Source organism: Corynebacterium yudongzhengii, from assembly GCF_003065405.1.
Taxonomy (GTDB): Bacteria; Actinomycetota; Actinomycetes; order Mycobacteriales; family Mycobacteriaceae; genus Corynebacterium; species Corynebacterium yudongzhengii.
Genome location: NZ_CP026947.1, coordinates 38,460 through 63,400, shown reverse-complemented (window position 1 = coordinate 63,400; position 24,941 = coordinate 38,460). Strand labels below are relative to the sequence as shown.

Below are 24,941 nucleotides of genomic sequence, written 5' to 3'. Positions count from 1 at the left end.
GCCTAGCGTTCCAGCAGCGTGGAGTCGAGCTCGCCGTGGCGCGAGCACCGCGCCGTCCAGCCTATCGGGTGAATGCGCACGACCATGCGCCGCCCGCAGATTTGGCAGTATCGCGGCGCTTCCAGCCCCGCGCGTGCCGACGGCGACCACCCCTCCCCGACGGTCCCCACGGCGGTTCCGGTAAACGGGTCGTAGGCGGCTTTATCGCCGCTGACCACGGCTTCTGCCAGCGCGCCCATCTACAGCACCTTCAGCGGCAGCTGCAGGCGGTCGAGCATGTCGAGGTCCTTTTCGGCCGCCCGGCCGAGGGTGGTGAGGTAGTTGCCGGCGATGATCGCGTTCATGCCGCCAAGCAGGCCGGCTTCGGTGCCGTCGTCGCCAAGCGAGAGCTCGCGGCCGCCGGCGAAGCGCAAGATGGTGCGCGGCATGGCGAAGCGGAACATCGCGATGGCGCGCAGCGACTCGCCGCGCGTGGGCACGGGGTAGTTGGCCAGCGGGGTGCCGGGCCGGGGGTCGAGGAAGTTGATGGGCACCTCGCAGGGCTCAACCGCGGCGAGCTGCTGGGCGAATTCGACGCGCTGTTCGAGGGTCTCGCCCATCCCGATGATCCCGCCGGAGCAGATCTCCATGCCGTTGTCGCGCACGAGCTCTAGGGTGCGCTGGCGCTCTAACCAGTCGTGGGTGGAGACGATCTGCGGGAAGTGCGAGCGCGCCGTTTCCAGGTTGTGGTTGTAGCGTTTGACGCCCATCTCGCGCAGCCGGGCGGCCTGCTCGGCGGTGAGGATCCCCAGCGAGGCGGAGATATTGATGTCGACGTCGCGTTCGATCGCCACGATCGCGTCTTGGACCTGGTCGAGTAGGCGCTCGTCCGGCCCGCGCACGGCGGCGACGATGCAGAACTCGGTGGCGCCGTTTTTCGATGACTGCTTCGCCGCCTCGACCAGCTCCGCGACGTCGAGACGCACCGCGCGCACCGGCGATTCGTTGAACAGCCCGGACTGCGAGCAGAACGAGCAGTCCTCGCCGCAGCCGCCGGTTTTCAGCGAGATGATGCCTTCGACTTCGACGATGTCGCCGCACCATTTCAGCCGCACTTCGTGCGCGAGCGCGGAGAGCTCCGCCAGCCGCGCGTCTTCGATGTGCAGCACCTCCAGCAGGTCCTCGGCGCCCGCGGGCTCGCCGGCCTCGAGCACGGTGCTGCGGATACGGTCCAAGATGTCAGCCATGGCGATAGCATAGCCCGATCGTTAAACACCGTTCAAGTGGGCGCGGTGGTTAGGATGGCGGCCATGACGCTTTACGACGACACCCTCCAACTCCTGCGCCAACTCATCCGCAACGCCTGCGTCAACGACTTCACCGGCGACACCGGATACGAGTACCGCAACGCCAACACCCTCGAGGAGTTCTTCGCCGACACCGACGTGCGCATCCGCCGCTTCGAGCCGCACCCGGGCCGCGTCTCCATCGCGTTCACCGTCGACGGCACCGACGACGCCGCCGAACCGCTCACCCTGCTCGGCCACACGGACGTCGTGCCCGTTGACGAATCGAAGTGGACCGTCGACCCCTTCGCCGCCGAGATCATCGACGGCAAGCTCTACGGCCGCGGGAGCGTCGACATGCTGTTCATGACCGCCACCATGGCCGCCGTCACCCGCGAGGTCGCGCGCGCCGGCCGCCCGCGCGGCACGCTCACGTTCGTCGGCCTCGCCGACGAGGAAGCCCGCGGCGGCTGGGGCGCGAAATGGATCTCGGAGAACGAACCCGACGCCTTCAGCTGGAAGAACTGCCTCTCAGAGACCGCCGGCTCGCACCTGCCGCTTGCCGACGGCTCCGACGCCCTCGCCATCAACGTCGGCGAAAAAGGCGCGGCGCAGCGACGCATCACCGTCGTCGGCGACGCCGGGCACGGCTCCACGCCCTTCGGCAAGGACTTCACGGTGGTCAAGCTCGGCGAGGTCGCCCGCCGCATCGCCGCCGCCGAACCCCCCGTACTTGCCGACGACCTGTGGACCGGCTTCGTCGAAGCCTTCCGCTTCGACCCTGCCACCGAAGTCGCCCTCAAAAAAGGCGACGGCGACTACGACGTCTTCGGCAACCTCGCCGCCCACGCGCACGCGTTTTCCCACACCACGATCTCGCAGACCGTCGCGCACGCCGGCGGCCCGATCAACGTTTTGCCCTCCACCGGGTATCTCGAGATGGACATCCGCCCCACCCCGGGCACCAGCCAGGACGACATCGACGCCCTACTCCGCGACGCCCTCGGCGACCTCGCCGAAGAAGTCACCATCGAACGCCTCATCTCCGAGCCGGCGACCGTCTCCCCCACCGAAGGCCCGCTGTGGGACGCGGTCGTTTCCACCTACCACGAGCTCATGCCGGATGCGCAGGTCGTGCCCGTGTGCGCCACCGGCGGTTCTGATTTACGCTTCGCGCGCCGGCTCGGCGGCGTCGGCTACGGCTTCGCGCTGCACGCCCCCGGCCGTGACCTCGCCGAGGCCAACCGCCAGCTCCACTCCCACGACGAGCACCTCTACCTCGAAGACCTCGAGCTGACCGTCGCCGCATACCAGAAACTGGTAAACAAGATGGTTCGCTAACAACCGCGCCTGTGGACAACTACCCCGCACCCCCGTAGTTATCCACAGTTTTCGGCTGGGGCGGGGCGGGGCGTTGCGAAGCGTTTAAGCTCAGCGGCGTGAACATCCTCGACGAGATCGCCGCCCTGCAAAGCCGGGGCCTCGACATCCTCCGCGCCGCCACCGAGCTGGCCCCGCGGGATCTCGTCGCGCGCGCCGGCATCTCACTCGCCGAGGCCCGCGCGTGGTGCCGCACCGCGCGCGAGCTGCTGGGCCCCACGCGGTTCACCGCTTATCGACGCCGCGTCACCACCTCCGCCCACAACCACCGCCACTCGGTGCAGACGCTGGTACTCATCAACAACTACGCCCGCAAGCTCGCCGCGATGGACGCGGACCACGACACGATCGCCGCCGCCGCCCGCGAAGCCACCCGCCCGAGCCCCGAAGACGCCGACGACACCCCGCGCCTGCGCCACCGCGTCGATCACCGCACGAAGCGGATGCACTTCCAGTTCTTCACCGGCATGAACCAGGGCCGCGACCTGCTGCACTCCGTGGACGCGAAGGCCGGCTCGCGCACCGGCGTCGGGCTCACCGACACCGACCGCGGCGCCGCATTGACCCAACTTCTCGACGGCGACGGCATCTCCCCCACCACCGTCACCCCGATGGTCATCGTCGGCCTCGACGACGCCACCCGCATCCGCGACGGCCACGGCGACGACGTCACCCTCGCCCTTACCGACGGCACCACCATGACCGGCGCCGAATTCCTCGCGGCCACCTTAAGCGACTACAGCTACGTCGGCCTCTACCACCCCGTCGCAGGACCGGCGAACCTCTACCGCACGCAGCGGCAGTTCAACCGCAAACAGCGCCTCCTCGCCCGGGCGGAGTCGCCGGTGTGCGCGTGGCCGGACTGCCACCGCGCGGCCGAGGCCTGCGAGGCACACCACCTCACCGACTGGGGCGAGGGCGGCCAGACGAACGCCTCCGAGGTGGCGATGCTGTGCGCCTACCACAACAGCGTCAACCGGCGCCGGGGCCGCGGGCACATGATCCGCGACGGCGACGGGCTGCTCAAATGGGTCCCACCGGGCGGCGGTGCGCCGCTGGTCAAGGACCACCCGGTGTCCGTGCTCGGTGCGATGCACCTTCTTTAGTGCATTAGTGCAACTGCGACTGCCCCGCGACACATTCGGTGAGCAGTCCATTCGGCGCGCCCAACCGGTCGATGGTCTCGGCGGTGTAGCAGCCGCGCTGCAGACCGGTGGTGGTCACCCCGTCGAAGGGCGGCAGGTGCCACCGGGTGCCCGTCCAGGTGGCGTGCAGGATGTAGTCGGAGCCTGCCGCGCCGACCTCGGCCCACCGGCCGTCGCAGAACGTCACGGTGTTCATCGCGTCGACCCCGATGTCCGCGCGGATCGCGGCGATATGGCAGTTGCCGACTGGCCCCGACGCGTTGACCACGGGGACGCCGGCCTGCGAGGAGAGCGCCGCTGGGTTGAGGTCGACGGCCGCGGCGGCGGTCGCCATGCCTAGCGAGAGGGCGACGGCGGCGACGGCGGACGCGATGCGGGTGGAAATTCGTGTCGTGCTCATACTTTAAGGCTATAACCGGGGTTCGGCCCGCGCGGCCGCGCAGCGCAGCTTTGACCGATTTGTTACCGCTTCGCACCCTAAGATGAGGGCCCATGGAGACTTCCCGCCGCGCCGAGCGCTTATCGACGACCACCGCCATCCTCGCCGTCTTCACCTCGCAACTGCCGATCACCGTGGTCGCCGTGTCGCTGTCCGAGATCGCCGACGACACCGGCACCCCCATCGCCGGCCTGCAGTGGATGCAGTCGCTGTACCTGCTCGCGATGGCGGCGGCCGTCCTCTCCGCGGGGGTCATCGCCGAGACCGTCGGCCGCAAGCGGGTCATCGTGTCGGCGCTGCTGCTCATGGTGGTGGGGGCGACGGTGGGGGCGGTGGCGTCGATAAGCGCCGGCGGCGTCATGCCCCTCCTGCTCACCGCCCAGGCGACCGCCGGCGTCGGCGCGGGCGCGCTGCTGCCCACCACCTTGGCGACGATCAACACCACCGTGACCGACCCCGCCCGGCGCGCCCGCGCGGTCGCCGGGTGGGTCGGCGGCACCACCGGCGGGCTGGCCGGCGGAGTGCTGGCCGGCGGGGTGCTGGCCGGCGGGGTGATCAGCCAATGGCTGAGCTGGGGCTGGGTCTACGTGCTCGTGGCCGCCCTCGCCGCGGCCGTCGCGGGTTTCGCCGCGTTCGCTCTGCGGCGCGCCCCGACCTCGGACCCGGGTCTCGACGTCGTCGGGCAGGCGACCGCGACGCTGGGGATCGTCGCCCTGATCTTCGGCTTCATCCGCGGCGGCTCCGCCGGCTTCCTCTCCGCGCCCGCCCTGCTCGCCTACCTCGTCGCCGCGGCGGCGTTCGTGGTCTGCGCGCTGCACGAGCGCCGCACCCGCCGGCCCCTCATCCCGCCGAGCATGTTCCGCGCACCGTTGTTCAACGCGGCCGCACTCGCCGCGGCGATGGCGCTGTTCACCGTAATCGGAACGGGATTTTTGCTGGTCGTCTTCCTGGGCCAGGGCCTCGACCACGACCCGTGGCGGATCGCGCTGCACATGGTGTTCATGCCCGGCACCGCACTTGTCGCCGCGTTCACCGTCACCGGGTTCCTCATGTCCAGACTGGACGCCGCGCACGTCCTGCTGTGCGGAATCATCTCCGCGGGCCTCGGCACCTTCGCCCTGTCCCAGCTCCCCGGCGACTTCACGCTTATCGACGTCGCCTGGCGCCTCGCCTTCATCGGCCTCGGCGTCGCGTTGATGATCTCCCTGGCCGCGGCCGTCGCCGTCCACTCCTGCGCACCCGACCTCGCGCCCAAAGCCGGCGCCGTGAACACCGCGTTCCGCCAGACCGGCGGCGCGTTAGCCCCCGCTTTCCTCGGCTCCCTCTACGCCGCAGCCGCCGCCGGGGGCGGCGACGCGCTTAATGCCTTCACCGGCGCGGTCGGTGTCATTGCATGGTTGCTGCTGGGCACGGGCCTGCTCGTCATGGGCGCCATCGCGCTTGATCGGGCGCGCTGACTGTCGCGGTGCGCCGCCCCCATACATCGATAGTCCGGGACCGGGAAGGCGGCCGTGTCACTCGGCGTCGCGCGCGTACTTAACCTCCCGCGTGCCGAACATATCGAGGTCGAGCGGCGAGGTGTCCTCACCCAGCTCGCGGTCGATGAGACTGTTGAGCTTGTCCAGCAGGCGCTGCACTAGGTCGCGGTCGAAATCCGGGTGGTCGGGGTGGCCGATGTTCTCCATCTCGTTCGGGTCGGCGACAAGATCGTGGACGGTGACGTCCGAGGTCTCGTAGAGCTCGTCGACACTGCGGGGCCGGCCGTACTCCAGCGGCGAGAACCACCTCACCAACTTGTGGCGGCCGTCGACGACGATGCGGTAGAAGGTGCGGCGGGTGAAGTCGGGTGCTCCGTACTTCTCGCCGACCTCGCGCATTTTCTGGGCCCGCAACTCGGTGTCAGCGGGCAGGCCGAGCAATTCGGCCATGGCGCCGGTCACCGTCCACTGGGGGTCGACCTGGTGGAGGCCATCCCACATCAACAGCGCGCCGTCACCGGGCTCGTCGGCGTCGCCGCGCGGGGGTTTGACGTGGCGCGGGTCGGTGAACACGCCCGACAGGTCCCGGCCCGGAAGATCGGGGTAGGTTTCCTGGCGGATGTCGTCGTCAAGCCCCGCGAAGGAGAGGCAGGTCGGCACGAGGTCGATGTGGGAGCCGACGGCGGTGGTCTCGACACCGGAGGCGCCGCCGGGGACGACGGCCGTCATGTTCACGACCGTCGCTTCGTCGTAGTGGATGCCGCCCTTCTGCGACATGCCGTGGGCGCCGTTCATTTCGCCGTGGTCGGAGGTGAAGATCACCACGGTGTTGTCCCAGAGGTCCTGGGCGTCGAGTTCCGCGAAGATCTTCGAGAACTCCCAGTCCACCAGGCGCATGCAGTTGATGAGGTAGATGCGGCGCTGCTTCCAGATCTCCTCGCCGTCCGCGCCGGCCGGCGGGTTGGTGTAGTTGAGCTCGATGAACTCCTTGTAGTTGTGCACGCCCAGCGGCTGCTGGGACAGTTCGTCGTGCACCGATTCCGGCAGCTCGGGGTCCCACCAGCGGGTGAGCTCAGCCATCGACGGCAGGCCGTGCATCATCGGCTCGAACATGGACTTCTCGTGCCCCGCCTCGGCTTCCTGGGCCAGGTAGAACATGATGTCGTGCGGGTTGACCATCGAGGAGATCAGCAGCCACGGGTCGTCCTTCGGGGCGGTGTTGCGCAGCCAGTCGACGGTCTCCATCGCCACCGTGCCGTCCTTGGTCTGGCCCTCCATCGGCCCGCCCCAGTTGTCGCCCCAGGTCTGGTAGTCGGAGAAGCCGTAGTCCTCGAGCGCGTCGGACGTGCCCGGCGGGACGTCGGAGACGTGCCACTTGCCCTTGAAGGCGGTGTAGTAGCCCTGGTCGCGCATCATGGTGCCCAGCGTCGGCGCCCCGGGTTCGAGGGAGGACACCCACGGGAAGTTGGTGTTGTCCCACAGGCCGTTTTTGATGGCGTGCTGCCCGGTCCACATGGTGGTGCGCGACGGGGTGCAGATCGGGACGGTGCAGTAGTGGCGGTCGAGGGTGACGCCCTTCTTCTGCAGGCGGCGCAGCGACGGCAGTTCGACGCCGTCGGGAAGGTCCATGCGCATGTCCCACTGGTCCATGCACAGGATGAGGATGTTCGGCTGACGGTAGAGGTTGGCGGTCATAGGTCGGTCCTTTCTTTAGGAGGTGGGTTTGTCTTTAGGAGGTGGGTTTGCGCAGGCGGAGTTTGCGGGCCAGCCGGGCGCCGCCGGCGGGGTCGTCGGAGTAGGGGCGTTCCACGCCGCCGGGCATGTCCGCTTCGAGGGGTTCGAGGAAGGCGATCTTCGCGTCGTTTCCCAGCCGGGTTGCGAGCCACAGCAGCAGGAACATCATCAGCGTGTTGAGCATGATCACCGTGAGGAACACCCGCGGGTCGTCGAACTGGCTAGAGGTGATAAGCGCGGCGGCGGTGTTGCGTTGGGCGGTGCCCAGCGCCCCGAGCTGCGACTGCGCCGGGCGGCCCTGGCCGGTGCCGTAGCCGACGTAGAACGCGATGAGCAGCACGGCCATGCCGGTGAGCAGCGCGCCCCAGAGCTGGGCGTCGATAAGCTGCGGGAGGTAGCCGAGGACGGCGAAGATGAGCAGCCCGTACAGCGCGATGTTGGAGATGCGCGCGACCGGGGTCTGGATCGCGCCGGCCACCTTCTCGGCGACGGTGCGCAGGATCATTCCGGCGATCAGCGGGGTGATCATCTGCAGCAGCAGCGGCTGGGCGATGGCCCACATGCCGACGGAGACGGTGTCGTCGAGCAGCATCGGCAGCAGGGTCGGCAGAAGCAGCACCGTCGCCGCCATGTGCACCATTTGGATGGTCGCGCCCTGGCCGATGTCGTTGTCGGATTGGGCGGTGAGTTTGATCAAAAGCGGCGCCCCGGCGGCCGCGGAGAAGATGAGCAGCGCCGAGGAATAGGGTGCCGGGATTTCGAACATGACCACGGCCAGCAGCATCACGCCCGGAACGACCAGGAAGTTCGCGACCAGCATGCGCACCAGGTACTGCCAGTCGCGCAGGTGTTGGAGCAGCTTGCGGGGGTCCTGGGTCAAACCGACGTTGAGCATGCTCAACACCACGAAGATCACGGTCAGCCAGCCGGAGAGTTGTTGGAAGAGATCGAACATAGTTCCTCAAGCGTACGCGGGGGAGGGTTGTGAGTACCTTTGTAGTCGCAAGGACCAACATTTGCTTGGAAAGTGGTGCACTGTGGAATCGCTGACCGAACTTCTCGACGTCCCCGGCGCGACCTTCGAGATGGGTACGAACGACTTCTACCCCGAGGAAGGCCCGCCGCGGAAGGTGACGGTCGCGGACTTCCGGCTGGAGCGCCACCCGGTGACGAACGCGCAGTTCGCGGCGTTCGTCGCCGAGACGGGGTACCGCACCACGGCCGAACGGGCGCCGGCGCCGGAGGATTACCCGGGCGTCGATCCCGCCGAGCTGGTGGCCGGTTCGCTGGTGTTCACCCCGACCGACGGGCCGGTGCCGCTGCACGACCACCGCCGGTGGTGGCGGTTCTCCCCCGGCGCGTGCTGGCATGCGCCGGACGGGCCGGGCTCCGGGTGGCAGTCGCGCCCGGACCACCCGGTGGTGCATATCAGTTTCGCCGACGCCCAGGCCTACGCCGAGTGGGCGGGGCGCCGCTTGCCGACGGAAGCGGAACTCGAGTACGCCGCGTGGGGCGGCGCGCCGCGCGAGCGCATCTACCCGTGGGGCGACACCCCGGACCCGACGCGGGCGAACACGTTCCAGGGCCGGTTCCCCTACGAGGGTTACCGCGGCTCCTCCCCCGTCGGCGCGTACCCGGCCAACGGCTACGGGTTCTACGACCTGATCGGCAACGTGTGGGAGTGGACCTCGACGTTCTACACCACCGGCTCCCAGCGCCGCGACGCGGACAACCAGGCGTGCTGTTCACCGGCCCGGCGCTTATCGACGCCCGCCGGCCACACCTTCGCCAGCCGCGCCGTCAAAGGCGGCTCACACCTGTGCGCCCCGGAGTACTGCCACCGTTACCGCCCGCCCGCCCGGCAGCCGCAGACGGAGGATTCCTCCACCAGCCACCTCGGGTTCCGACTAGCGGAGTGATCTGCGGCGGCTAGGCCGCGACGTCCGGGTGCGGGACGATGTCGGCGAGCACGCTGTCCAGCTCGCGCTGGCTTTTCGCCAGGTCGTAGTTCTGCTGCACGTTGAGCCAGAACTGGGCAGAGGTTCCGAAATAGCGGGCCAGCCGCAGCGCCGTGTCGGGGGTGATGGAGCGCTTGCCGTGCACGATCTCGTTGATCCGCCGCGGCGGGACCCGCAACGCACGGCCGAGGGCGTTCTGGCTCAACCCGAGCGGAGCCATGAACTCCTCGAGGAGGATCTCGCCGGGCGGGGCGTCGGCGACAGCGTGAGTGGTGGCCATGGGCGCTACACTTCCTTGACTTTGCGGCGGGTGGAATCGCCTCTGAGCATAACGCGCCGCGACACGTACCCGGGTGACCGCGGCGCGTCATGGCGTGTCGCGCGGGCCGGCTCAGTGCCCGAGCTCGCGGCGGCGTTCGGCGGCGCGGCGCAACCTCTCGGCGCGCAGCTTCGACTCCTTTTCTTCCAGTTCGTCCGCGATCTCTTCTTCGTCGTCGCTGAGACCGGCCAGGCCGCGCGCGCCCCAGCTCGCCATCGCCGCAACGGGAAACACGACCCAGAAGAACGACCAGTGGAACACGAAATGAAGCGTCCTGGGTTTAGGGCGTGTCTGACAATTGAGGGAAGCGTGGCATGGGACCCTGGCTCCCGTGTCGCGTTTTCACATGTTGAGTGATGCCCAGTGGGAGATGGTCGAAGAGCTTCTGCCCCGTCGCACGGGGAGAAAAGGCCGACCGTTCTCCGATCCCCGGCAGATGCTCGAGGCCATCCTCTACTGCCTTCGGGCAGGGATCGCGCGGTGTGACCTGCCCGCCTGCTTCGGGTCCTGGCAGACGGTCTACACCTGGCACAACCGGATGGCCAAGGACGGACACCTGGGACGTGATCTTTCAGCGACTTCTTAGACAGGCCGATACGGAAGACCTGATCGACTGGTCGGTGTCGGTGGACTTTGACGATCGCCCGGGCCCATCAGCACGCCACGAACATCACGCGGGTCACAGGGGGCTTTGTCGAATTACAACAACCCGCTGGCCGAGCCGCCTGATCACGCGGTCGGCCGATCACGGGGTGGTCTGTCTACCAAGGTCCACGCCCTGGTCGACGGCCACGGCATGCCCCTGACCATGATCGTCACTGCGGGCCACCGCGGTGACTGCCCGGTGCTGATCCCGTTGTTGAAACGCCTGCGGATGCCCGGGACGGTGGGCCGACCGCGCACCCGGCCCGATGAACTGCGCGCGGATAGGGCGTATGCATCGAAGGCTGTGCACAGGTATCTGCGCGAGCACAAGATCACGGCGACGATCCCGGAGAAAAAGGACGTGATCGCCGCCCGGAAGCGGAAAGGCTCGAAGGGTGGGCGTCCACCGACGTTCGATGCGCAGTCCTACAAGGGCTGCAACGTGGTGGAACGGTTTTCGGCAACCTCAAGCAGTGGCGGGGTGTGGCAACCCGGTACGACAAGCTCGCGGTTGTCTACCGGGCCGGCGTGATGACTATCGCCGTCATGACCTAGCCGAAGAAATTGTCAGACACGCCCTAGGAGGAGAAGCTGGATCCGCGGGAGGATCCGAACGAGGAACCTGCACCGAAGGAGGAGCTAGAGCCGCCCTCGATGGAGGAACCGGAGCCGCCGCCGTTGGCGGAGCTGCCCTCATCCTCGTTGTTGGAGCTGGACGAGGAACCACCTTCCGTAGGGGAGCAAGCGTTGACGGCGTTGGCGATGAGGCCAATGCTGGTCAGCACTGCGGTAAATCCTGCGATGCCCTGGAAGACGTGGCGGTACTCGTTGGCCAGACGGGCGAGCTCGGGGTTGAAGAGGCCGAGCTGCTGCTGGATCCGGTTGTTGATTTCCTGGATCTGCGGGCGGAAGACCTCACCGACCAGGGCACCCGGGATCAGCAGGAGCGGCAGCAGGGAGATGCCGACGCTGCTGCCACAGCGCAGGATATCGACGCTGCCCGCACTGGAGCCGTTGTCGGTGTCGGTGCCGTTGCCGGTGACGGTGATCTCGGTCTTGTTGCCATTACCGTCATTCGCACTGACGGTGCCACCCGGGTTGAGCTCAGTACCCTCCGGGACCTCAACAGTCCAGTTACCCTCATCATCCACCTCAGTGGTGATCTCAGTGCCATCCGGCAGGGTCACCGTGATCTCCTCACCCGGCTCACCGGTACCAGTGATCTCACGATCATCGGTATCCACCGGGTTAATCAACGGCGGGTTCTCGTCGACCGGCGTGGAGGGCTCAGGCGTGGAGGTCTCGTCGAACGGGTTGGAACTGCCCTCGATCTCGTCGCCGTTCGAGACGCCGTCGCCATCGAAGTCGCCGTTGGGATCGGTGATCGGGTTGCCGTCCTGGCCGACCAGCTGGAACTGGGCGTTGCCCGTCTCGGAGGAGTCGTCACCGTAGGTGATGTTCACCGGGACATTCGGGTTCAGAACCTCGTTGAGCTCCTGGCCAACCAGGACCAGGTCACCCTTCCGCACTTCAGGCAGGTCGTTGAAACGCTCAGCCAGGACATCCAGGCCCGGCGCGGTACCCGTGACGATCGCGGTGTTCGGGTCAACCTCGAAGGTCCAGCCATCAGCCTGGAAGCCGTCCAGAACGTTAGCGCCCTTGACCTCGGCGTCTTCAGCGCCAGCGAACGGATCGTTCGTCTGAGCGGTCTCGCCACCCTTGACCTGGGTCGGGTCGTAGGACGGATCGAACTTGCCAGCATCATCGGTCGGATCGTTGACCTTGACGGTCACGCCGACGGTCTCGCTGGATCCATCGGGGTAGGTGACCGTGATCTCTGCCGGGACCACACCTTCGGTCGAGACGTCCGGGGTGTCTACCCACTCGGTGGTCGTACCGGTAGGCAGATCGTTCAGGTTCGCGATGCCGTCATCCGAGTTAGGTTCTTCACCGATGTTGGTGGAAACTTCCTGCGGGGTCGGGTTGAAAACGTCCGCGTCACTCTGAACGGTGATCGGGACGGCAACTTCCTTCGGCTCATCCTGGCCAGGAACGTTCACGACAACCGTGCCAAAGATGGGGCCCGGCTGCTCGACGTTGGGCTGCTCCTTCCACTCAAAGGTGGTGCCCTCGGGGAAGTCGCCAGCGTTCTCAATGCCCGATTCCGCGGACGGAACGTCACCGCGCGGAGTCTCGATCTGCTTTGCTACCGGATCCGGGATAACCGGTGCAGCCGGCTCTTCTGCCGGAGTGTCGTTCTCGTCGAACGGGTTGGACCCGCCCTCGATCTCGTCACTGTTCGAGACGCCGTCGCCATCGAAGTCGCCGTTCGGATCGGTGATCGGGTTGCCGTCCTTACCAACGAGCTGGAAGTTAGCGTTGGTCTCATCGGTGGTGTCATCACCGTAGGTGATCTCAACCGGAACGGTCGGGTTCAGCAGGTCCTCGCCGAGGCCCTCAGCAACCTTGGTCAGGTCACCCTTCTGCCCTTCGTCCAAGCCGTTGAAACGCTCGGTCAGCTCGTCCAGACTCGGAGCATTACCAGTGATTACCGCGGTGTTGGGATCGACCTCGAAAGTCCAGCCGTCAGCCTCAAATCCTTCCTTGGTGGAAGCGTTGTTAACCGGGGCCGCTTCTTCCGCGTTCTCAAACGGATCGTTGGTGGTGCTGCTCTCGCCAACGGTCACGTTAGTCGGCTCGTACGAGGGGTCGAATGCCGCGTTGTCGGGGTTGTTCTCTGTAACGGTGATCGGGACGGACGTCTTGTCCTTGGACCCATCCGGGTAGGTAACCTCAACCCACACCTCGTAGTCACCGACCGCAACGTCCGCACCGGGCTTGATGGTGATGGCACCGGTATTCGGCTCGACTTCAGCCCAATCCGGGTTGTTAGCGGGCTCGTCGCCGTCCTTCGTTTCGGACGGGGCGAAGGTGGTGCCCTCCGGAGCCGGCTCGGTCTCCTTTTCCTCCGTGCGCTCGTTGTCGAAGGTCGGCGCGGGGATAGTCTCCTCGCGGCCTTGCTGCACGGTGCCGTCCTCGTAGTTCGGCACCAAATCCTCGGCGAGCTTCTTCACGATGAAGGAATCAGCCGCGATCACATTGGAGCCAGTGAACAGCTTAGCGGTCACGATCTCATCGTTTTCAATCTCTGCAGGAATCTCGAGCGTACAAGCGTTAACCTGTTCCAAGCTGGTCAAGTTCTCGCAGGTCTTGAGGACCGTGCCGTCTTCCTTAGTCCACTCAATCTTGTTCGGCAGAAGATCAGAGAGCTGGCCGGTGACCTCGATCTCTGCAGTTTGACCTGCGTAACCCGGCTTCTCGAGCATATCGAAATTGGTGATTTCGAGAGAAGCAGCGGCGTAAGGAAGAACCGCGAAGTGGAGATTATGCCACATCGGTCTCGTAGCGAGATTCTGTGCCGGAACCGCCTGTGGCGTGAACGAAATCATCTTGTCCGGCCACTCGTAGGTTGACATAGCGAACGGCGAGTAAGCTTTGCGGACATTACCGTCGCGGTCACGAACAAATCCGAAGAGGTAGCGTTCGCTCTGATTAGTCAAAGTCTGACCTAGGTCAGGATCTTCTGGGAATCGGAGAGTGTAACGGCCCTCTTCATCGGTTTTGCCAACAACCGTAGTTGCAATGAAGTCGGGGTTCTCGCGCAGCAATTCGATAGCTGCCTGTGTCTGGTTCTTTTGCGGAAACCTTTCTACCCGCTCACTGTAGGCAGTAATACCCTCCGGTGTCAGAGTCGACATTACCACTTCGTAGCCAACGGCAGCAGGATCAGCCGAATCCTTGCCAGGACCATCTAGGCGCGCATCAGTGTTTTCGATCCAAACACGGCCCGAAACAGTATGCTTGGCGCTCGTGTTAACAGCTGGGTTCGAAATCGGCCCTTGGTCGTCCTTGACCCACTCCTCCTCCGGCAGCACCAAGTCTTCCACGCCGTAGTCGGCTGGCGGAGCCATGAAGACAGCAGTGCGCTGCATGTTAACGTTAATAAAGTTCAAAGCACCAGACTGGTCCGCCCCCGCCGAGTTACGGAAGGCGCCGGGGAACACACCACCGTTCTGACGGAGCGGTTGCAACAGTGTACCCGTGACCGGATCCTCGTAGGGCTCAATCCAGAGACGGTACGACTGGCCGTTCGACGCGGTGTAAGTGTGCTCGTTACCGGCAAGGTCAACCCAAGGCTGGCGCAGGTCGAAGACATAAGCGCCGGGACCGTTCTGGGCACCATCTCCGCCGCCCATGTCATCATGGGTCTTCGTTGCATAGACTGGCGACACAGCACCATCACGATCGATCCACTGCATGTAGACGGTCGTGCCTGCCGGCACCGGGGAGTTACCCGTCGCCGTGGAGCCTAGGTTTGCGTTATCCAACACGTAAGCATGTCCCGAAAGGATGCTTTGCGCGTTGGTCATATCGGTCTGGGTCGTTACATAGCCGTTTTCATGGCCATCGACCCAGATCGGTTCCTGAATATCAGAGGTCGGGGTGTCCCCCCGTCCGTGTTCTCGGCAGGCGCGTTGGCGTTTTCGTCCGGAGCGCCCTCTTCCGCCTCCTGAGCTGCTGCGATCGGAAGCGCATTAGGCGCCGCGACCGGCTGAGCAAATGTTGCGACCATCGAAACCGACAGTGCCGCTGCAGCGATGGTCACACCGCGACGGCGAATCCGGGATGGAGTAGATCCCACTTTCAATCCCCTTCGTTAGGACAAATGAAGACCTGGATAGTGCTCGTGTGAGAACTGTCATTTCTCTCCGCCACGAAAACTGCTGAGCAAACTCTGGTTCGCTTGTCCACGGGCGCCATGCCATTGGCATTATTTTAAGGTTTTTTCAGAAAGGTCTATTCGATTAGACAGTCTCTAAATATTGCCTAGGTCACCCTCACAAAGGCGCTGCCTGGGACTAGAACCCGAACTATCGATACTTGCACTTTAATTCCCCCATAGGGGGATTTTATAATTACGGGCTTATAGCCGGATTCTGTCCGTACGCTCGGTGTGATCGCGGTCAATTACGGTTCGGTAACGCTTTTGCGGTTGGAATCGAGGGCGAGGTCGTCGTGAAGCGACCATCCAACATCAAAAGTCAGCGGAGTGTCACTTCCCGCAAACGTTGCCAACGTGTTGCCAGTAATGAGGCTGTCCAGAACGCGACGGCGCATCAGCACTCCCGACACGACGAAAAGGGCAAGGGGGGCCGGGCTTGACTTCACCATGGCAAGGTCGTCGAAGAATTGGGCGTCGAGCTCGGAAATCTGCTTGGCGATGCTTACGTAGCGGGCAAAGTATCGCTCCACCACGGGCTGAAATTCCTCTGGAGTACTCGCCAAGAGATCCTGCAGCTGGCGCTCCATCGGCTCGAGCTCGTGCGACTCTTTAACCACGCCCTCTTTTAACAGCAGTTGCGCGGCCCACTTTTCATCCCCACCACGCTCAAAAGGGAAGATCTTGTCCCGAAGGGTGAGCATGACACCCACAACCTTCCGCACGCTCGCCTTTTTATCAATAAGCCCTAAAATTTCCCGGATTTGCTCTAACTTAAACTCGCCGATGACCGTGAGCAGGTTAATCAAGGTGAGGCGATAGAAGTGATCCTCGGTGTAATCCGCCTGGTTCACAGATACTCTCGAAGGCGGCGGGATCAAGCCTTCCCTGACGTAATACTTGATCGTCGGAACTGACATCCCCAAGCGTTCGCTTAGCATTCCAATAGGCATAACCCTTATGTTAGCCACACAAAAACTTATTAATTATTTTTAAGTTTTGGGTTCGCTTCCGATAGCCACCGTGCGGATAGCGCAATCCTTTAGTGCCGTCTTTTGAAGCTTAAGATTAGGACGAACAAAACGGAGGCCACCTGCCCCATCAAAGAGCCGGCAGCCTCCGTACAGAGTGAGCGCATCTCAAATGCAGATGGCCCCCGGAATCAGCGGAGAATGTCCAGTCCAGAAATACGGAAAGTCCAGCGGGTTGACGCCCTCCCCAGCCAGCGCCAGGACGTCGTTATTGCGGGAGGTGTAGGCAACCCTCAGACGACGCCGTCTCTTCTTCGCCGCCTACCCGACACAGTCCGCGCCCCCGTAAGACGGTGACTCACGCAGTGTTCGCAAGGAACGGTCCCTAAAGTCCAGCGGGTTGGCGCCAGCAAGAAACGTGTTCGACCCCTGCGCCCCAAGAAAGTTGCGGCGCAGGGGTCGATGTCTCGGTGGTTTTTACGTCCGTGGCGGAGTCTTCATAGGTGAACGGCCGAGGTAGCTTTCCAACTGCCGAAACCGCAGGTCCATCGAGTTCGGACGCCGGGGGTTTCGAGCATGAGCCCCCTGGATGGCGATGTTGGTCGCTGCCACCCATAAGCCAATGGTCAGGCACAACAAGGGTTCGCGGCGTGCCGACCAGGTCAGGTCCTGCAGACTAGTCACATACTGCGATTTCATGATGGCGAAGCGTTGCTCAGTCAAAGACCGGGCGGCTTCGTAGTAGATCGCGTGTTCCCAGCTTCCCGGCACCATTGCCCACGCTGCCAGCTTCCACTGCTCCTCGGAGTACACGTGTTTCATGGTCGTCTGTAAGCAGCAGCGAAAACGGCTCGCCTCCCACTCTGGGTGCACTTCCGGCTTGTCGAAGGACTCCAGCAGCGAATCTGGCTTCAGCCGACACTTCACCCGCCCCTGCACAGCAGGACAGACCAGCTCGATCTTGTGCACCTCACCTATCTCCGCCTTGGTGGCAAACGGATTGTCTGCTTTCGACCGAGAGGCGAAGGGCCTGGTGTTCGTGCCCATCATCAACGGAAAAAGTTTCTGTAACGCCTGGTCATGGGCCTCGAAGCCGTCGGGCGCATCGAGGAGATCCTTGAGCCTGCCTACCAGCCGTCGTCCCTTGACTAACGGCAGCGCAGCCGGACAATAAAACGTCCCGTCGATCTGTATTGGCCCAGGGGATTGTTTCTCCTCGTCGTCGTGGCCGGCGCTGGCCCAAACGGTTTGACGATTCTTCGGGTAGCGCACTACCGGTGCGTAGCCTTGCCGCAGCACCATGGAGGTAAAACCTTTGCGCACGCTGTAGCTCATATCCAGGCACATGTTCGGCAGTTCCGCGTTAGGGGCGTTCTTGCGCTGATCAAGACCGTTAAGCCGGTGATGGTGAAGGGCCACCGACAACGCCTCAACAGAACCCGGCGATGGCTTGTCGATGCCGATGGCCGTGATGACTGGGGCGATCCCATACAGATTTTTCTTCGACCCCACCCTTGATAAAGCAGTCACGCCAAGGCCGAATCCCTGCTTGCTGATCTCTCGTGCTCCCTCGCCAAGAACGACCGAACCGGAACCCCTGTCGCGGAGATAATATGCGCCGATGTAGGCAGCACCCCGCATCTTGTCGTCCTTGCTACCGAGGCCTTCCGTCGGGCCAGCCAGGCTGATGATCGTCTCGTCGGCAACCACGTCGCCGACGCCGCCGACGGGATTCTTGTCGTCGATACTGCCAGCGATCAGGAGGTTAACGACCGTGTGCAGCAGATCCTTAGCCTGTGCGGCGGCCTCTTGCTGCTCGAGTGTCCGCGCGGCCATCATCGCACGGTGACTGGCGTTGCTCACGCGCCTGGCGGGAAGGTCGGGCCCGGAATCCAGTGGCTTCAACCGGCGGGTCAGCCAGGCGTGAAGGCTGGAGTAACTGGCGATGGGGCCGTCATGATCCAATCCCACGATACGGCGCTGCTGAAGGCTCATCTGGTCGATGCACCGGTGGATCCGTCTGACGGTAGGCGTTGTCGGGATCATCATCGTCGCCAAGGCCACAGCAAGATAGGTGGTCATGCTCGGGATGACGCCGACAGGTCGACGCCCACCCTCGCCCCGGCATTCCTCAGCACACTGGTCGATCAACACGGCTGCTCCGGAGCGATCTACCACAGTGTAGGAACGCTCCAAGACCTCATTGGTCAGTCTGTAGGACAATACTGCGGTGGTCATGACAGCCTCCGTGCGCGCAGCAGCAGCTCTGCCAGTCGTTCCGGCTCAACGACAGCCAAGTGCTCCGAGTGGTAGTCCAGGGAACGAAACAGGGAGTTTCCGCATAGCCGGGCCACCGTGGCGGTCGGCAAAGTGGAGTTGACCATGTCCAGCATCCAGCGAACCCTCAGCGCTTCGACCGTGGTGGAGGCAAACCCTCGTGCCCGCAGATAGCTAAACGCATTGCCGATAGTGGAGGTATGCGGGCGCTTTCCCGACGGGGTGGGCAGGAAATACGCGCGGCCTACTTCTTGGGCACGCGCAAGGAGGCGTCGGCTGCGTACCGGGCAGATCACCGGGACGATCCGGTCGATCTTCCCCTTGCGATGGACACGGATAAGGGCGACAGTTTCCCCGGTCTCCAGAGTCAGTGCGGTGACGTCACTGCCGCGCAGATCAAGTATCTCCGAGGACCGCAAGCCTGCCTGATAGGCCAGATCCAGAATCAGCTGCGTTCGACGCTTATGCACCTCAGGCAGGCTCGTGCAGTTGGCATATAGTTCCCGGATCAACTCCGGACTAGCCGGCACCACGGGACGGGAACGAGGCTTGCTGTAACTGAGCACCGGCGGGAAAGACCCCGGGTAGAGCACCCGCCCGGCCGTATGCAGCACGGTCTTGTAAGTACGAGCACTGGTCGACTTATGCTTAGCCGCCGCCAGCCAGGAATCGACCGCATCGCGCTTCAGGGCTCTGCGGGGGTCGATGTCACCGTAGAATATCGACACGTCGTAGAGATAGTTCGCGAGGAATTTCACGGCATCGGCGTCGCGTTTGTCTGACTTTTTGCCCGTGCAGGACCAGACATGAGCTGCAACCTTGATGGCATCCCTGGCTAAATCCGGGTTCGGCTTCTTGATTCTGAAGGAACACAAGCGGTCGTAGCGGAGGTGATCATGAATCCGGGGTTTGCGGCGGGCGGCCATGAAGCCGTGATCATGGCGAGACGCTGCATCGCTGGCAGAGCTAAGCGGATCCTTCTTCGGGTCCTCCTCGGGTGGTTCCGCAGCAGCCATTTTCGTGAAGCGTGCCATCAGACCCACCCCATTTCTTCGTACAGATGGTCGGTTTGGTGGTTGCTGATATCGTGCGGGCATGTCAGAATAGACATGTCTCCTCCTAAAGGCTCTGAGAGGTTTTTGAGAGGGAATGGCAGTTCAAGTTCTTCTGGAACTTGAGCTATCGGCGGGGCCGGATCTTCCAGGATCTGGCCCCGCTTTATGTGTTGGTGCGGGTCCACTAAGTATTCTTGTGTCGTCGTTTCCTCTCCTGTCTCTGTGGTCTCAGTGGTAGCGTGCGTCTTCGACGTCGATGACACGGCCTTCATCATCGATATCCGGGTCAACCCTGCGGGCTGTCCCGAAACGCAGGAAGGCCGGGATCACCACGATCCCGGCGCAGTTCCACCACCAGTAGTTGTTCCACGTAGGCGTTGCGGGATTGCCTGCCCTGCGAGGCTCGGATCGTCAGCTCACGGGCCATCCACACGGGAATGCGGAGATCGATCCGCACCAGGGAATCCGCGGCTACCTCGCGGGCCTTGCTGGGGCCGTATCGTCCGGCCGGAATCACAATCATCGCGCCACTCCTCGGGTCCAGCGTGCGGGCCGCCGACGGTCGCCGACCCCTGTGCCACAGATTTCTCTGCGGCATGCAGTCCTCGGAGGATCCGAGTCCTGCGTTTTTATCCCTGGCCCCGAGTGGGCCGCCCAGAGGACGCTTCTAGCTCCTTCATGCGGGCATTTAATTGTGCTTTACATCACAGTACTGGAACCAGGCTGGAATGGCAAGGGTGCAATTCATTTTTTCCACAGATTACGGACGCCGATTCCCGACACCGAAAAGACATTCGTGTCGAGCCCCGGCTGGAGTCAACTAGTAGTGCTTCCCCGAGGGTCTTGCCGATGCCAATCATCGTTGAGCCACACAGCGACCAGACCATGAATAACATGACCGTCATCCTCCGCCAATCGCTGACAACACAGAGCAGTCAGAATCTGTTGCCGACACAGCAATGCCGCGAGCAAGCCAGCCTTCGCATAGTGGGCTCAAAATGTGAGTTCGCAACAGCACCGTTCAGGGCCGTCAGAAAGAATCGCCCACGGAGCCGGCGGCGCGTTCGAAAACGCATATGCTCGAAGATGTGGGCTAGGCCGAGCAACCCTTCAGGTTCGGCGCGTAAGCCGGAGTGGACATGGACGGCAACGACGGTGGTCGCCGGTCACGGTCAAGAAAGGGGGCTGAGTCGGACTTCGTTGTCGAGGGCGATCTTCGATGCAAGTGAGTGCACTGTCTACGGGCGCCCCCGTATGTCGACTGTATGGTGAGCCCAAGTCGGCGCTACCGGGCCCCGACTCAGAGTTATTCCTGGGGAGTTTCCCGGGTGATCCAACCCAACCAGAAGGTCGGTGTCGCGGCGATCAGCAGATGCACAGCCAGGATGAGCTGCCACACTGATTGGAGGACATCCTCGGCCCAGACTCCACCGGATTGACCGATGACCGCAAGAAAGACCATGAGCACGACGCCGGCGCCGATCGCAACCCAGAATCCGGCGGTAAAGGCTCGCGACTTGAGGCTGCGTTCGTACTCGTCCAGATACCCGGACTGGGTTTCAGCAATGTCTCGGGTGGCGGAGCGAGTGATCAGCCAGCAGAGGATGAACACGACAAGCGCTACCCACCAGATTATAGAACCGAAGGCGGTCGCCAGGGTCGCACCGATGAGCACGAGCCAGGCGACTGCCGCAGCACTGATGGCTGCTATTTTTCTTGTCTTCATCGCTTCAAGGTCCTCCAGCTCCGCTTGTCTCGATGATTTTCCGCAAACGTAACTAATCCCGGAAGCACGCTCCGGAATTCTTACCTGTAATCGTCTGGCGAATAGGTGAAAGGTTCTCTGCTAAATACCGACTCGACGGGTAAGTCGAACACCGCGCAAATGGCCATCGCCAAGTCGAGCGAGGGAGTGTGTTCGCCCCGCTCCAACGCACCGATGGTCTGGTGGTTGACGTCAACCTTGTCAGCCAAGGCTTTGCGAGACAGGTCCATCTCGGTCCGCAACACCCGCAGGCGGTTGTAGAGCGGACGCACCTCTTTCTTCCTCGGCATAGACCCAGCGTAGCACCTGACCTTTGCACGAACAACACTTTCTGCCCTTATTTACATAAAAACATTGCATATACACAACACATCGTTGTATCTTCGGGGGTGTAATCACCACAGCGAACGGAAAACACCATGCTCCAGCTCAACAATGTCAGCAAGAGCTACACCTCCCGGCGGGTGCTGCGCGGCATCAGTCTCGATGTCCTTCCAGGCGAGCTCTATGGATACGTCGGGGGCAACGGCGCCGGCAAAACCACCTCCATGCGCATCATGCTCGGCATCAGCGAAGCCGACTCCGGCACGGTGAGGTTAAACGGAAGCCCCATCGATGACCGAGTGCGCTCGACAATCGGCTACATGCCCGAGGAGCGCGGCCTCTACCCAAAGATGACACTCGTCGACCAGCTGACTTACTTCGGCGTCGTCCACGGTGTCACTGCCCGCTCGGCCCGCGCCGCCGCGGACTACTGGCTTCACCGCTTAGGCCTGTCCGGCCGCTTCGACAGCCCGCTTGAATCGCTGAGCCTCGGTAACCAGCAGCGCGTACAGCTGGCCGCCGCCCTAGTGCACGAACCAGCCGCCCTCATCTTGGATGAACCATTCTCCGGATTGGACCCGGGTGCTGTGAATACGATCGCGAACATTCTCCGCGAGGAAGCCGACCGCGGCATCCCGGTCGTCTTCTCGAGCCACCAGCTCGAATTAGTCGAGAAGCTCTGCGACCGCATCGGCATCCTGCGCGACGGCCGCATCATCGCCGAAGGCACCTACGAGCAACTGGGCAGCGCGGTCGGACGACAGTATGTCATCGAGACTCCCGTCGCCCGCGCCACGTGGCTGTCGCAACTGGAGCGGGCCCTCGATAACGACGCCGAGCATCTGTCCGTCCAAGCACAAGACGGCAACCACACCCGCGTAAAAATTTCCGAGCACCTCGACGAACAGCTCATCATTGACGTTATCCGCCGCAGCGGCGACCTCACTGCCTTCTACCAGTGGCTGCCGCCGCTGACCGAGATTTACTCCGCGGCCATGTCCGGCACGGCGGACTCCCCCACCACCGCAGCGGCCTAGCGCACAGAAACAAAACAGCACCACCGAGCACCCTTCCCACCACGCCTGAAGGAAACACCATGACAACGCTGGATGAATCTCCCCCACCACATATCTCCGATCCCCCTTCCCAACGTCCACAGCTGGCACGCACCGCTGGCACCAACCGCTGGTCCGTCGTCTTCGCGGTCCTGTTCCGCGAGCTGAAGGCCAAGCTACTGACCCCCGGCTACCTGTGGAGCACCATCGCCTTCACCGCGGTCGCCTTCTTCACCCCGGCCCTGCTCAACCGCGGGGGTGACAACACCTCGGTCATCGCGATTCCGCCGGAGTCCGGCGGATTAACGGGGCTCCTCGAATCCGGCGCTCAGGGCGCCTGGTCAATCCGTGAAGTCGCGGACAAGCACGAAGCCGAAGCACTCGTCACCAACGGCGACGTCGACGCCTACCTGACCCCGGCCGCTGACGGCAGCTGGTCACTGGTCAGCTCGGAGGCGGTGAGCCCACAGTTACTGGAATCGCTGCAGACCTTGCTGTCCACCCAGTCGTTGACGTCCACTGCCGTCGAAGCCGGCGCTACCCCAGAGCAGTTGACCGAGGCCGTCTCCGATGCCACCGTCACCCCGATCATCCTCGAACAAGCCGTCGTCGATATGCCGACGCTGCTTTTCGCGTTGGGCACCGGCCTGACAATCGTGTTCATCGTGCTCCTGTGGGGCGCGACCATGGCTAACGACGTAGTCCAGGAGAAAACCACCCGTGTCGTCGAAATCCTGCTGGCGACGCTGCGCCCGTGGCAGCTGCTGGCCGGAAAGATCATCGCGATCACCATCATCGGCATTCTCCAGGTCGCCGCGGTCCTGGCCGCCACCTGGGCGGGACTAGAACTGTTCGGCGACGGCATCTCCTTTGAGGGAATCCCCGTCAAGTTGGTCGTCGTCGGCGTCATCAGTGTCTTAATCGGTGTGCCGCTGCTGGCCTCCTTCATGGCCGCTATGGCCGCCCGTGTCGACCACCCGGACGACGTCTCCACCGCCACCCAGCCGGTCTACCTGCTGCTGATGGTTCCGTTCGCCGCGGTCGTATTCCTGGCCTTCGAAAAGCCGAACGGTGCTGCGTTAGAGATTTTGTCCTACGCGCCGGTGACCAACATTTTCGCGATGCCAGTCTTCGTGACCGCCGGCGATGTCGCACCGTGGCAGCTGCTGGTCAGCCTGGCGATAGCCCTGTTGACACTGGCTGCGGCGATCGCACTGGCAGGACGCATCTACTCAAACTCGGTCTTGCGCAGCGGCACCACCGTCTCCTTCCGGGAAGCCCTGTCTTCCACCTAACCCCATCTCGTCACCGACCACCGCACCACACCACCAGAAAAGGATGAATACTGTGAAGACCTTCACTACCCGTTCTGTTGTCACCCTCGTCAGCGTCATCGTCATGATTGCGCTGCTCGCACTTGTCTTTGCGACCTCCTTCCCGTGGTGGCTGGGACTGATCATTGCGCTGGTTCTCCTGCTGCCGATGCAGATCTACCTGAACAAATCCAACCCACAGCGAAACAATCTCCGCAATGACTACTAACGAACCGCACGTCGGCGACGCCGCAGAGGTGCAACTACCGCGATAAGGTCATCGTGTTCTCCAAGCTCGACCGAATGGCAGCCGCCGACGCCGATGATCAACAGGTGATGTTCCTCGGCTCCGAATTCTGCCGCGCCGGCGCGCAGGTCGCGCAGGTGGGGCTAGCGTCCGGGGCATTCCAAACGCGCAGCTTCCGGGCACTCTGCTGAGGGTGTGATCTCGGGTACCGCCTCCACCTACGCCCCTGTCGGCGGGTTCATTCTCCACAAGTCAAAACTGGTGACAGTTCCAGACGCCATCCCAACGACCACCGCCGCCGGGCTCTCCCTGGGATGCCAGGCCGCCCACAGCATGGTCCGGAGAACCAGAATAATTAGGCTCTTCAGGATTTAGCTGGCCAAGCCACCTACATGTTATCGATCAGCACCGCTCACGCACTCCAGATCCGGAAGAACCCCATTATGCCGTCGCGGTAGACGTTGCCGCCGAAAGTCCATTTCTTGCCGGCGGACTCGGATACCCCGGCCTCGCGGGCGGCCTGTCGAATGCTGTCGCGTGCACGCAGCTGGGCGAAACGGTGACGTTGCTCCGATAGCGGGCGCCGGCCCGGGCCCTCTTTACTCGTCGAGTTCCCAACACAATCCCTCACTCAATCAGAGGAGGTGTTGCAACGACCGGTTGAAACCACCGTGGGAGGTTAATCTTTTCGATCGCAGCTGCCCCCTCGCGGCGCCCGATGATCACGATCCACTCGCCCAAACCAGAACCTGCGGGCAAGATCCCCACAATGCCCATTCCGCAACCACCCG

24 protein-coding genes and 1 pseudogene are annotated in these 24,941 nt (G+C 63.5%); 10 read left to right on the top strand and 15 right to left on the bottom strand.

Annotated elements, in window-relative coordinates; all coding sequences use genetic code 11:
• Positions 1-2: 2 nt before the first annotated feature.
• A complete protein-coding gene (gene bsaP / locus C3B44_RS00300) occupies positions 3-239 on the bottom strand; it encodes a biotin synthase auxiliary protein BsaP (RefSeq protein WP_108430607.1) in 237 nt (78 codons plus the stop codon).
• Positions 240-1,226, bottom strand: a complete 987-nt coding sequence (gene bioB, locus C3B44_RS00295) for a biotin synthase BioB (RefSeq protein ID WP_108430606.1) — start codon at positions 1,224-1,226, stop codon at positions 240-242. It lies immediately after the preceding gene.
• A 63-nt stretch (positions 1,227-1,289) separates the two neighbouring features.
• Here bioB and C3B44_RS00290 point away from each other — a divergent pair, with 63 nt between their 5' ends.
• Together C3B44_RS00290 and C3B44_RS00285 are read left to right on the top strand one after the other, a co-directional pair.
• The gene (locus tag C3B44_RS00290; protein ID WP_108430605.1) at positions 1,290-2,606 is read left to right on the top strand and encodes a M20/M25/M40 family metallo-hydrolase; all 1,317 of its coding nucleotides are present in this window, start codon (positions 1,290-1,292) and stop codon (positions 2,604-2,606) included.
• Between the two features lie 98 nt (positions 2,607-2,704).
• Positions 2,705-3,751 (top strand): HNH endonuclease signature motif containing protein, encoded by a 1,047-nt coding sequence (locus tag C3B44_RS00285; protein WP_108430604.1) that lies wholly within the window; start codon positions 2,705-2,707, stop codon positions 3,749-3,751.
• 4 nt (positions 3,752-3,755) lie between these two features.
• Here C3B44_RS00285 and C3B44_RS00280 read toward each other — a convergent pair whose 3' ends face one another.
• Positions 3,756-4,190: a hypothetical protein gene (locus C3B44_RS00280; protein WP_108430603.1), complete on the bottom strand. Its 435-nt coding sequence runs from the start codon at positions 4,188-4,190 to the stop codon at positions 3,756-3,758.
• A gap of 92 nt (positions 4,191-4,282) precedes the next feature.
• On the opposite strand from C3B44_RS00280, the gene C3B44_RS00275 reads away from it, so the two are divergent.
• Positions 4,283-5,686, top strand: coding sequence for an MFS transporter (locus C3B44_RS00275; protein ID WP_108430602.1), 1,404 nt, complete (start codon positions 4,283-4,285; stop codon positions 5,684-5,686).
• Positions 5,687-5,743: 57 nt separating this feature from the next.
• On the opposite strand, the gene C3B44_RS00270 is transcribed toward C3B44_RS00275, so the two are convergent.
• Positions 5,744-7,402 (bottom strand): sulfatase-like hydrolase/transferase, encoded by a 1,659-nt coding sequence (locus C3B44_RS00270; protein ID WP_108430601.1) that lies wholly within the window; start codon positions 7,400-7,402, stop codon positions 5,744-5,746.
• Positions 7,403-7,436: 34 nt separating this feature from the next.
• Entirely contained in the window at positions 7,437-8,396 is a 960-nt protein-coding gene (locus C3B44_RS00265; RefSeq protein WP_108430600.1) for a bile acid:sodium symporter family protein, read from the bottom strand.
• Between the two features lie 82 nt (positions 8,397-8,478).
• On the opposite strand from C3B44_RS00265, the gene C3B44_RS00260 reads away from it, so the two are divergent.
• Positions 8,479-9,360, top strand: a complete 882-nt coding sequence (locus C3B44_RS00260) for a formylglycine-generating enzyme family protein (protein WP_268876469.1) — start codon at positions 8,479-8,481, stop codon at positions 9,358-9,360.
• A gap of 10 nt (positions 9,361-9,370) precedes the next feature.
• Here the strand turns inward: C3B44_RS00260 and C3B44_RS00255 are convergent, their stop codons facing one another.
• Both C3B44_RS00255 and C3B44_RS00250 read right to left on the bottom strand, forming a co-directional pair.
• Entirely contained in the window at positions 9,371-9,679 is a 309-nt protein-coding gene (locus C3B44_RS00255; RefSeq protein ID WP_108430598.1) for a HigA family addiction module antitoxin, read from the bottom strand.
• Between the two features lie 111 nt (positions 9,680-9,790).
• Positions 9,791-9,979 carry a hypothetical protein gene (locus tag C3B44_RS00250; protein WP_199222463.1) on the bottom strand — a complete coding sequence of 63 codons (189 nt, stop codon included), beginning with the start codon at positions 9,977-9,979 and terminating at the stop codon, positions 9,791-9,793.
• An 85-nt stretch (positions 9,980-10,064) separates the two neighbouring features.
• On the opposite strand from C3B44_RS00250, the gene C3B44_RS11705 reads away from it, so the two are divergent.
• Positions 10,065-10,304, top strand: coding sequence for a transposase (locus tag C3B44_RS11705; RefSeq protein ID WP_108430616.1), 240 nt, complete (start codon positions 10,065-10,067; stop codon positions 10,302-10,304).
• 105 nt (positions 10,305-10,409) lie between these two features.
• A complete protein-coding gene (locus C3B44_RS11700) occupies positions 10,410-10,895 on the top strand; it encodes a transposase (RefSeq protein ID WP_199906020.1) in 486 nt (161 codons plus the stop codon).
• A 46-nt stretch (positions 10,896-10,941) separates the two neighbouring features.
• On the opposite strand, the gene C3B44_RS00240 is transcribed toward C3B44_RS11700, so the two are convergent.
• The 8 genes and pseudogenes from C3B44_RS00240 to C3B44_RS00200 all read right to left on the bottom strand — a co-directional run bounded on the left by C3B44_RS00240 (position 10,942) and on the right by C3B44_RS00200 (position 21,501).
• A complete protein-coding gene (locus tag C3B44_RS00240) occupies positions 10,942-14,793 on the bottom strand; it encodes a Rib/alpha-like domain-containing protein (RefSeq protein ID WP_108430597.1) in 3,852 nt (1,283 codons plus the stop codon).
• Positions 14,794-15,391: 598 nt separating this feature from the next.
• Complete coding sequence (locus C3B44_RS00235) at positions 15,392-16,096, bottom strand: MerR family transcriptional regulator (protein ID WP_108430596.1); 705 nt, start codon at positions 16,094-16,096, stop codon at positions 15,392-15,394.
• Between the two features lie 495 nt (positions 16,097-16,591).
• A complete protein-coding gene (locus C3B44_RS00230) occupies positions 16,592-18,352 on the bottom strand; it encodes a hypothetical protein (RefSeq protein ID WP_108430595.1) in 1,761 nt (586 codons plus the stop codon).
• Positions 18,349-19,425, bottom strand: coding sequence for a tyrosine-type recombinase/integrase (locus tag C3B44_RS00225; RefSeq protein WP_158268667.1), 1,077 nt, complete (start codon positions 19,423-19,425; stop codon positions 18,349-18,351). The genes C3B44_RS00230 and C3B44_RS00225 overlap by 4 nt, the downstream gene beginning before the upstream one ends.
• Positions 19,426-19,732: 307 nt before the next feature.
• Positions 19,733-19,969 carry a hypothetical protein gene (locus tag C3B44_RS00220; protein ID WP_108430593.1) on the bottom strand — a complete coding sequence of 79 codons (237 nt, stop codon included), beginning with the start codon at positions 19,967-19,969 and terminating at the stop codon, positions 19,733-19,735.
• Between the two features lie 412 nt (positions 19,970-20,381).
• A pseudogene (locus C3B44_RS12140) lies at positions 20,382-20,588 on the bottom strand (hypothetical protein); the annotation flags it as partial.
• 164 nt (positions 20,589-20,752) lie between these two features.
• The gene (locus tag C3B44_RS00205; RefSeq protein ID WP_108430591.1) at positions 20,753-21,172 is read right to left on the bottom strand and encodes a hypothetical protein; all 420 of its coding nucleotides are present in this window, start codon (positions 21,170-21,172) and stop codon (positions 20,753-20,755) included.
• 80 nt (positions 21,173-21,252) lie between these two features.
• Entirely contained in the window at positions 21,253-21,501 is a 249-nt protein-coding gene (locus C3B44_RS00200; protein ID WP_108430590.1) for a helix-turn-helix transcriptional regulator, read from the bottom strand.
• Positions 21,502-21,630: 129 nt separating this feature from the next.
• Here C3B44_RS00200 and C3B44_RS00195 point away from each other — a divergent pair, with 129 nt between their 5' ends.
• From C3B44_RS00195 to C3B44_RS11575, 4 genes are read left to right on the top strand one after another with little or no spacing between them, the layout of a single operon-like run.
• Positions 21,631-22,572, top strand: a complete 942-nt coding sequence (locus tag C3B44_RS00195) for an ABC transporter ATP-binding protein (protein WP_108430589.1) — start codon at positions 21,631-21,633, stop codon at positions 22,570-22,572.
• A gap of 59 nt (positions 22,573-22,631) precedes the next feature.
• Positions 22,632-23,885: an ABC transporter permease gene (locus tag C3B44_RS00190; RefSeq protein ID WP_108430588.1), complete on the top strand. Its 1,254-nt coding sequence runs from the start codon at positions 22,632-22,634 to the stop codon at positions 23,883-23,885.
• Positions 23,886-23,937: 52 nt separating this feature from the next.
• The gene (locus C3B44_RS00185) at positions 23,938-24,132 is read left to right on the top strand and encodes a hypothetical protein (protein ID WP_108430587.1); all 195 of its coding nucleotides are present in this window, start codon (positions 23,938-23,940) and stop codon (positions 24,130-24,132) included.
• 53 nt (positions 24,133-24,185) lie between these two features.
• On the top strand, positions 24,186-24,341 hold the full coding sequence (locus C3B44_RS11575; protein ID WP_158268668.1) for a hypothetical protein: 156 nt from the start codon (positions 24,186-24,188) through the stop codon (positions 24,339-24,341).
• Positions 24,342-24,941 lie beyond the last annotated feature (600 nt).

Excerpts from the sequence above, each read along its gene's own strand:
- C3B44_RS00240 (WP_108430597.1), bottom strand. The coding sequence starts at position 14,793 with ATGACCAACGCGCAAAGCATCCTTTCGGGACATGCTTACGTGTTGGAT.
- C3B44_RS00270 (WP_108430601.1), bottom strand. The coding sequence starts at position 7,402 with ATGACCGCCAACCTCTACCGTCAGCCGAACATCCTCATCCTGTGCATG.
- C3B44_RS00190 (WP_108430588.1), top strand. The coding sequence starts at position 22,632 with ATGACAACGCTGGATGAATCTCCCCCACCACATATCTCCGATCCCCCT.
- bioB (WP_108430606.1), bottom strand. The coding sequence starts at position 1,226 with ATGGCTGACATCTTGGACCGTATCCGCAGCACCGTGCTCGAGGCCGGC.
- C3B44_RS00200 (WP_108430590.1), bottom strand. The coding sequence starts at position 21,501 with ATGCCGAGGAAGAAAGAGGTGCGTCCGCTCTACAACCGCCTGCGGGTG.
- bsaP (WP_108430607.1), bottom strand. The coding sequence starts at position 239 with ATGGGCGCGCTGGCAGAAGCCGTGGTCAGCGGCGATAAAGCCGCCTAC.
- C3B44_RS00230 (WP_108430595.1), bottom strand. The coding sequence starts at position 18,352 with ATGACCACCGCAGTATTGTCCTACAGACTGACCAATGAGGTCTTGGAG.
- C3B44_RS00225 (WP_158268667.1), bottom strand. The coding sequence starts at position 19,425 with ATGGCACGCTTCACGAAAATGGCTGCTGCGGAACCACCCGAGGAGGAC.
- C3B44_RS00195 (WP_108430589.1), top strand. The coding sequence starts at position 21,631 with ATGCTCCAGCTCAACAATGTCAGCAAGAGCTACACCTCCCGGCGGGTG.
- C3B44_RS00280 (WP_108430603.1), bottom strand. The coding sequence starts at position 4,190 with ATGAGCACGACACGAATTTCCACCCGCATCGCGTCCGCCGTCGCCGCC.
- C3B44_RS00205 (WP_108430591.1), bottom strand. The coding sequence starts at position 21,172 with ATGAAGACAAGAAAAATAGCAGCCATCAGTGCTGCGGCAGTCGCCTGG.
- C3B44_RS00220 (WP_108430593.1), bottom strand. The coding sequence starts at position 19,969 with ATGATTGTGATTCCGGCCGGACGATACGGCCCCAGCAAGGCCCGCGAG.
- C3B44_RS00275 (WP_108430602.1), top strand. The coding sequence starts at position 4,283 with ATGGAGACTTCCCGCCGCGCCGAGCGCTTATCGACGACCACCGCCATC.
- C3B44_RS00290 (WP_108430605.1), top strand. The coding sequence starts at position 1,290 with ATGACGCTTTACGACGACACCCTCCAACTCCTGCGCCAACTCATCCGC.
- C3B44_RS11705 (WP_108430616.1), top strand. The coding sequence starts at position 10,065 with ATGTTGAGTGATGCCCAGTGGGAGATGGTCGAAGAGCTTCTGCCCCGT.
- C3B44_RS00255 (WP_108430598.1), bottom strand. The coding sequence starts at position 9,679 with ATGGCCACCACTCACGCTGTCGCCGACGCCCCGCCCGGCGAGATCCTC.
- C3B44_RS00235 (WP_108430596.1), bottom strand. The coding sequence starts at position 16,096 with ATGCCTATTGGAATGCTAAGCGAACGCTTGGGGATGTCAGTTCCGACG.
- C3B44_RS00265 (WP_108430600.1), bottom strand. The coding sequence starts at position 8,396 with ATGTTCGATCTCTTCCAACAACTCTCCGGCTGGCTGACCGTGATCTTC.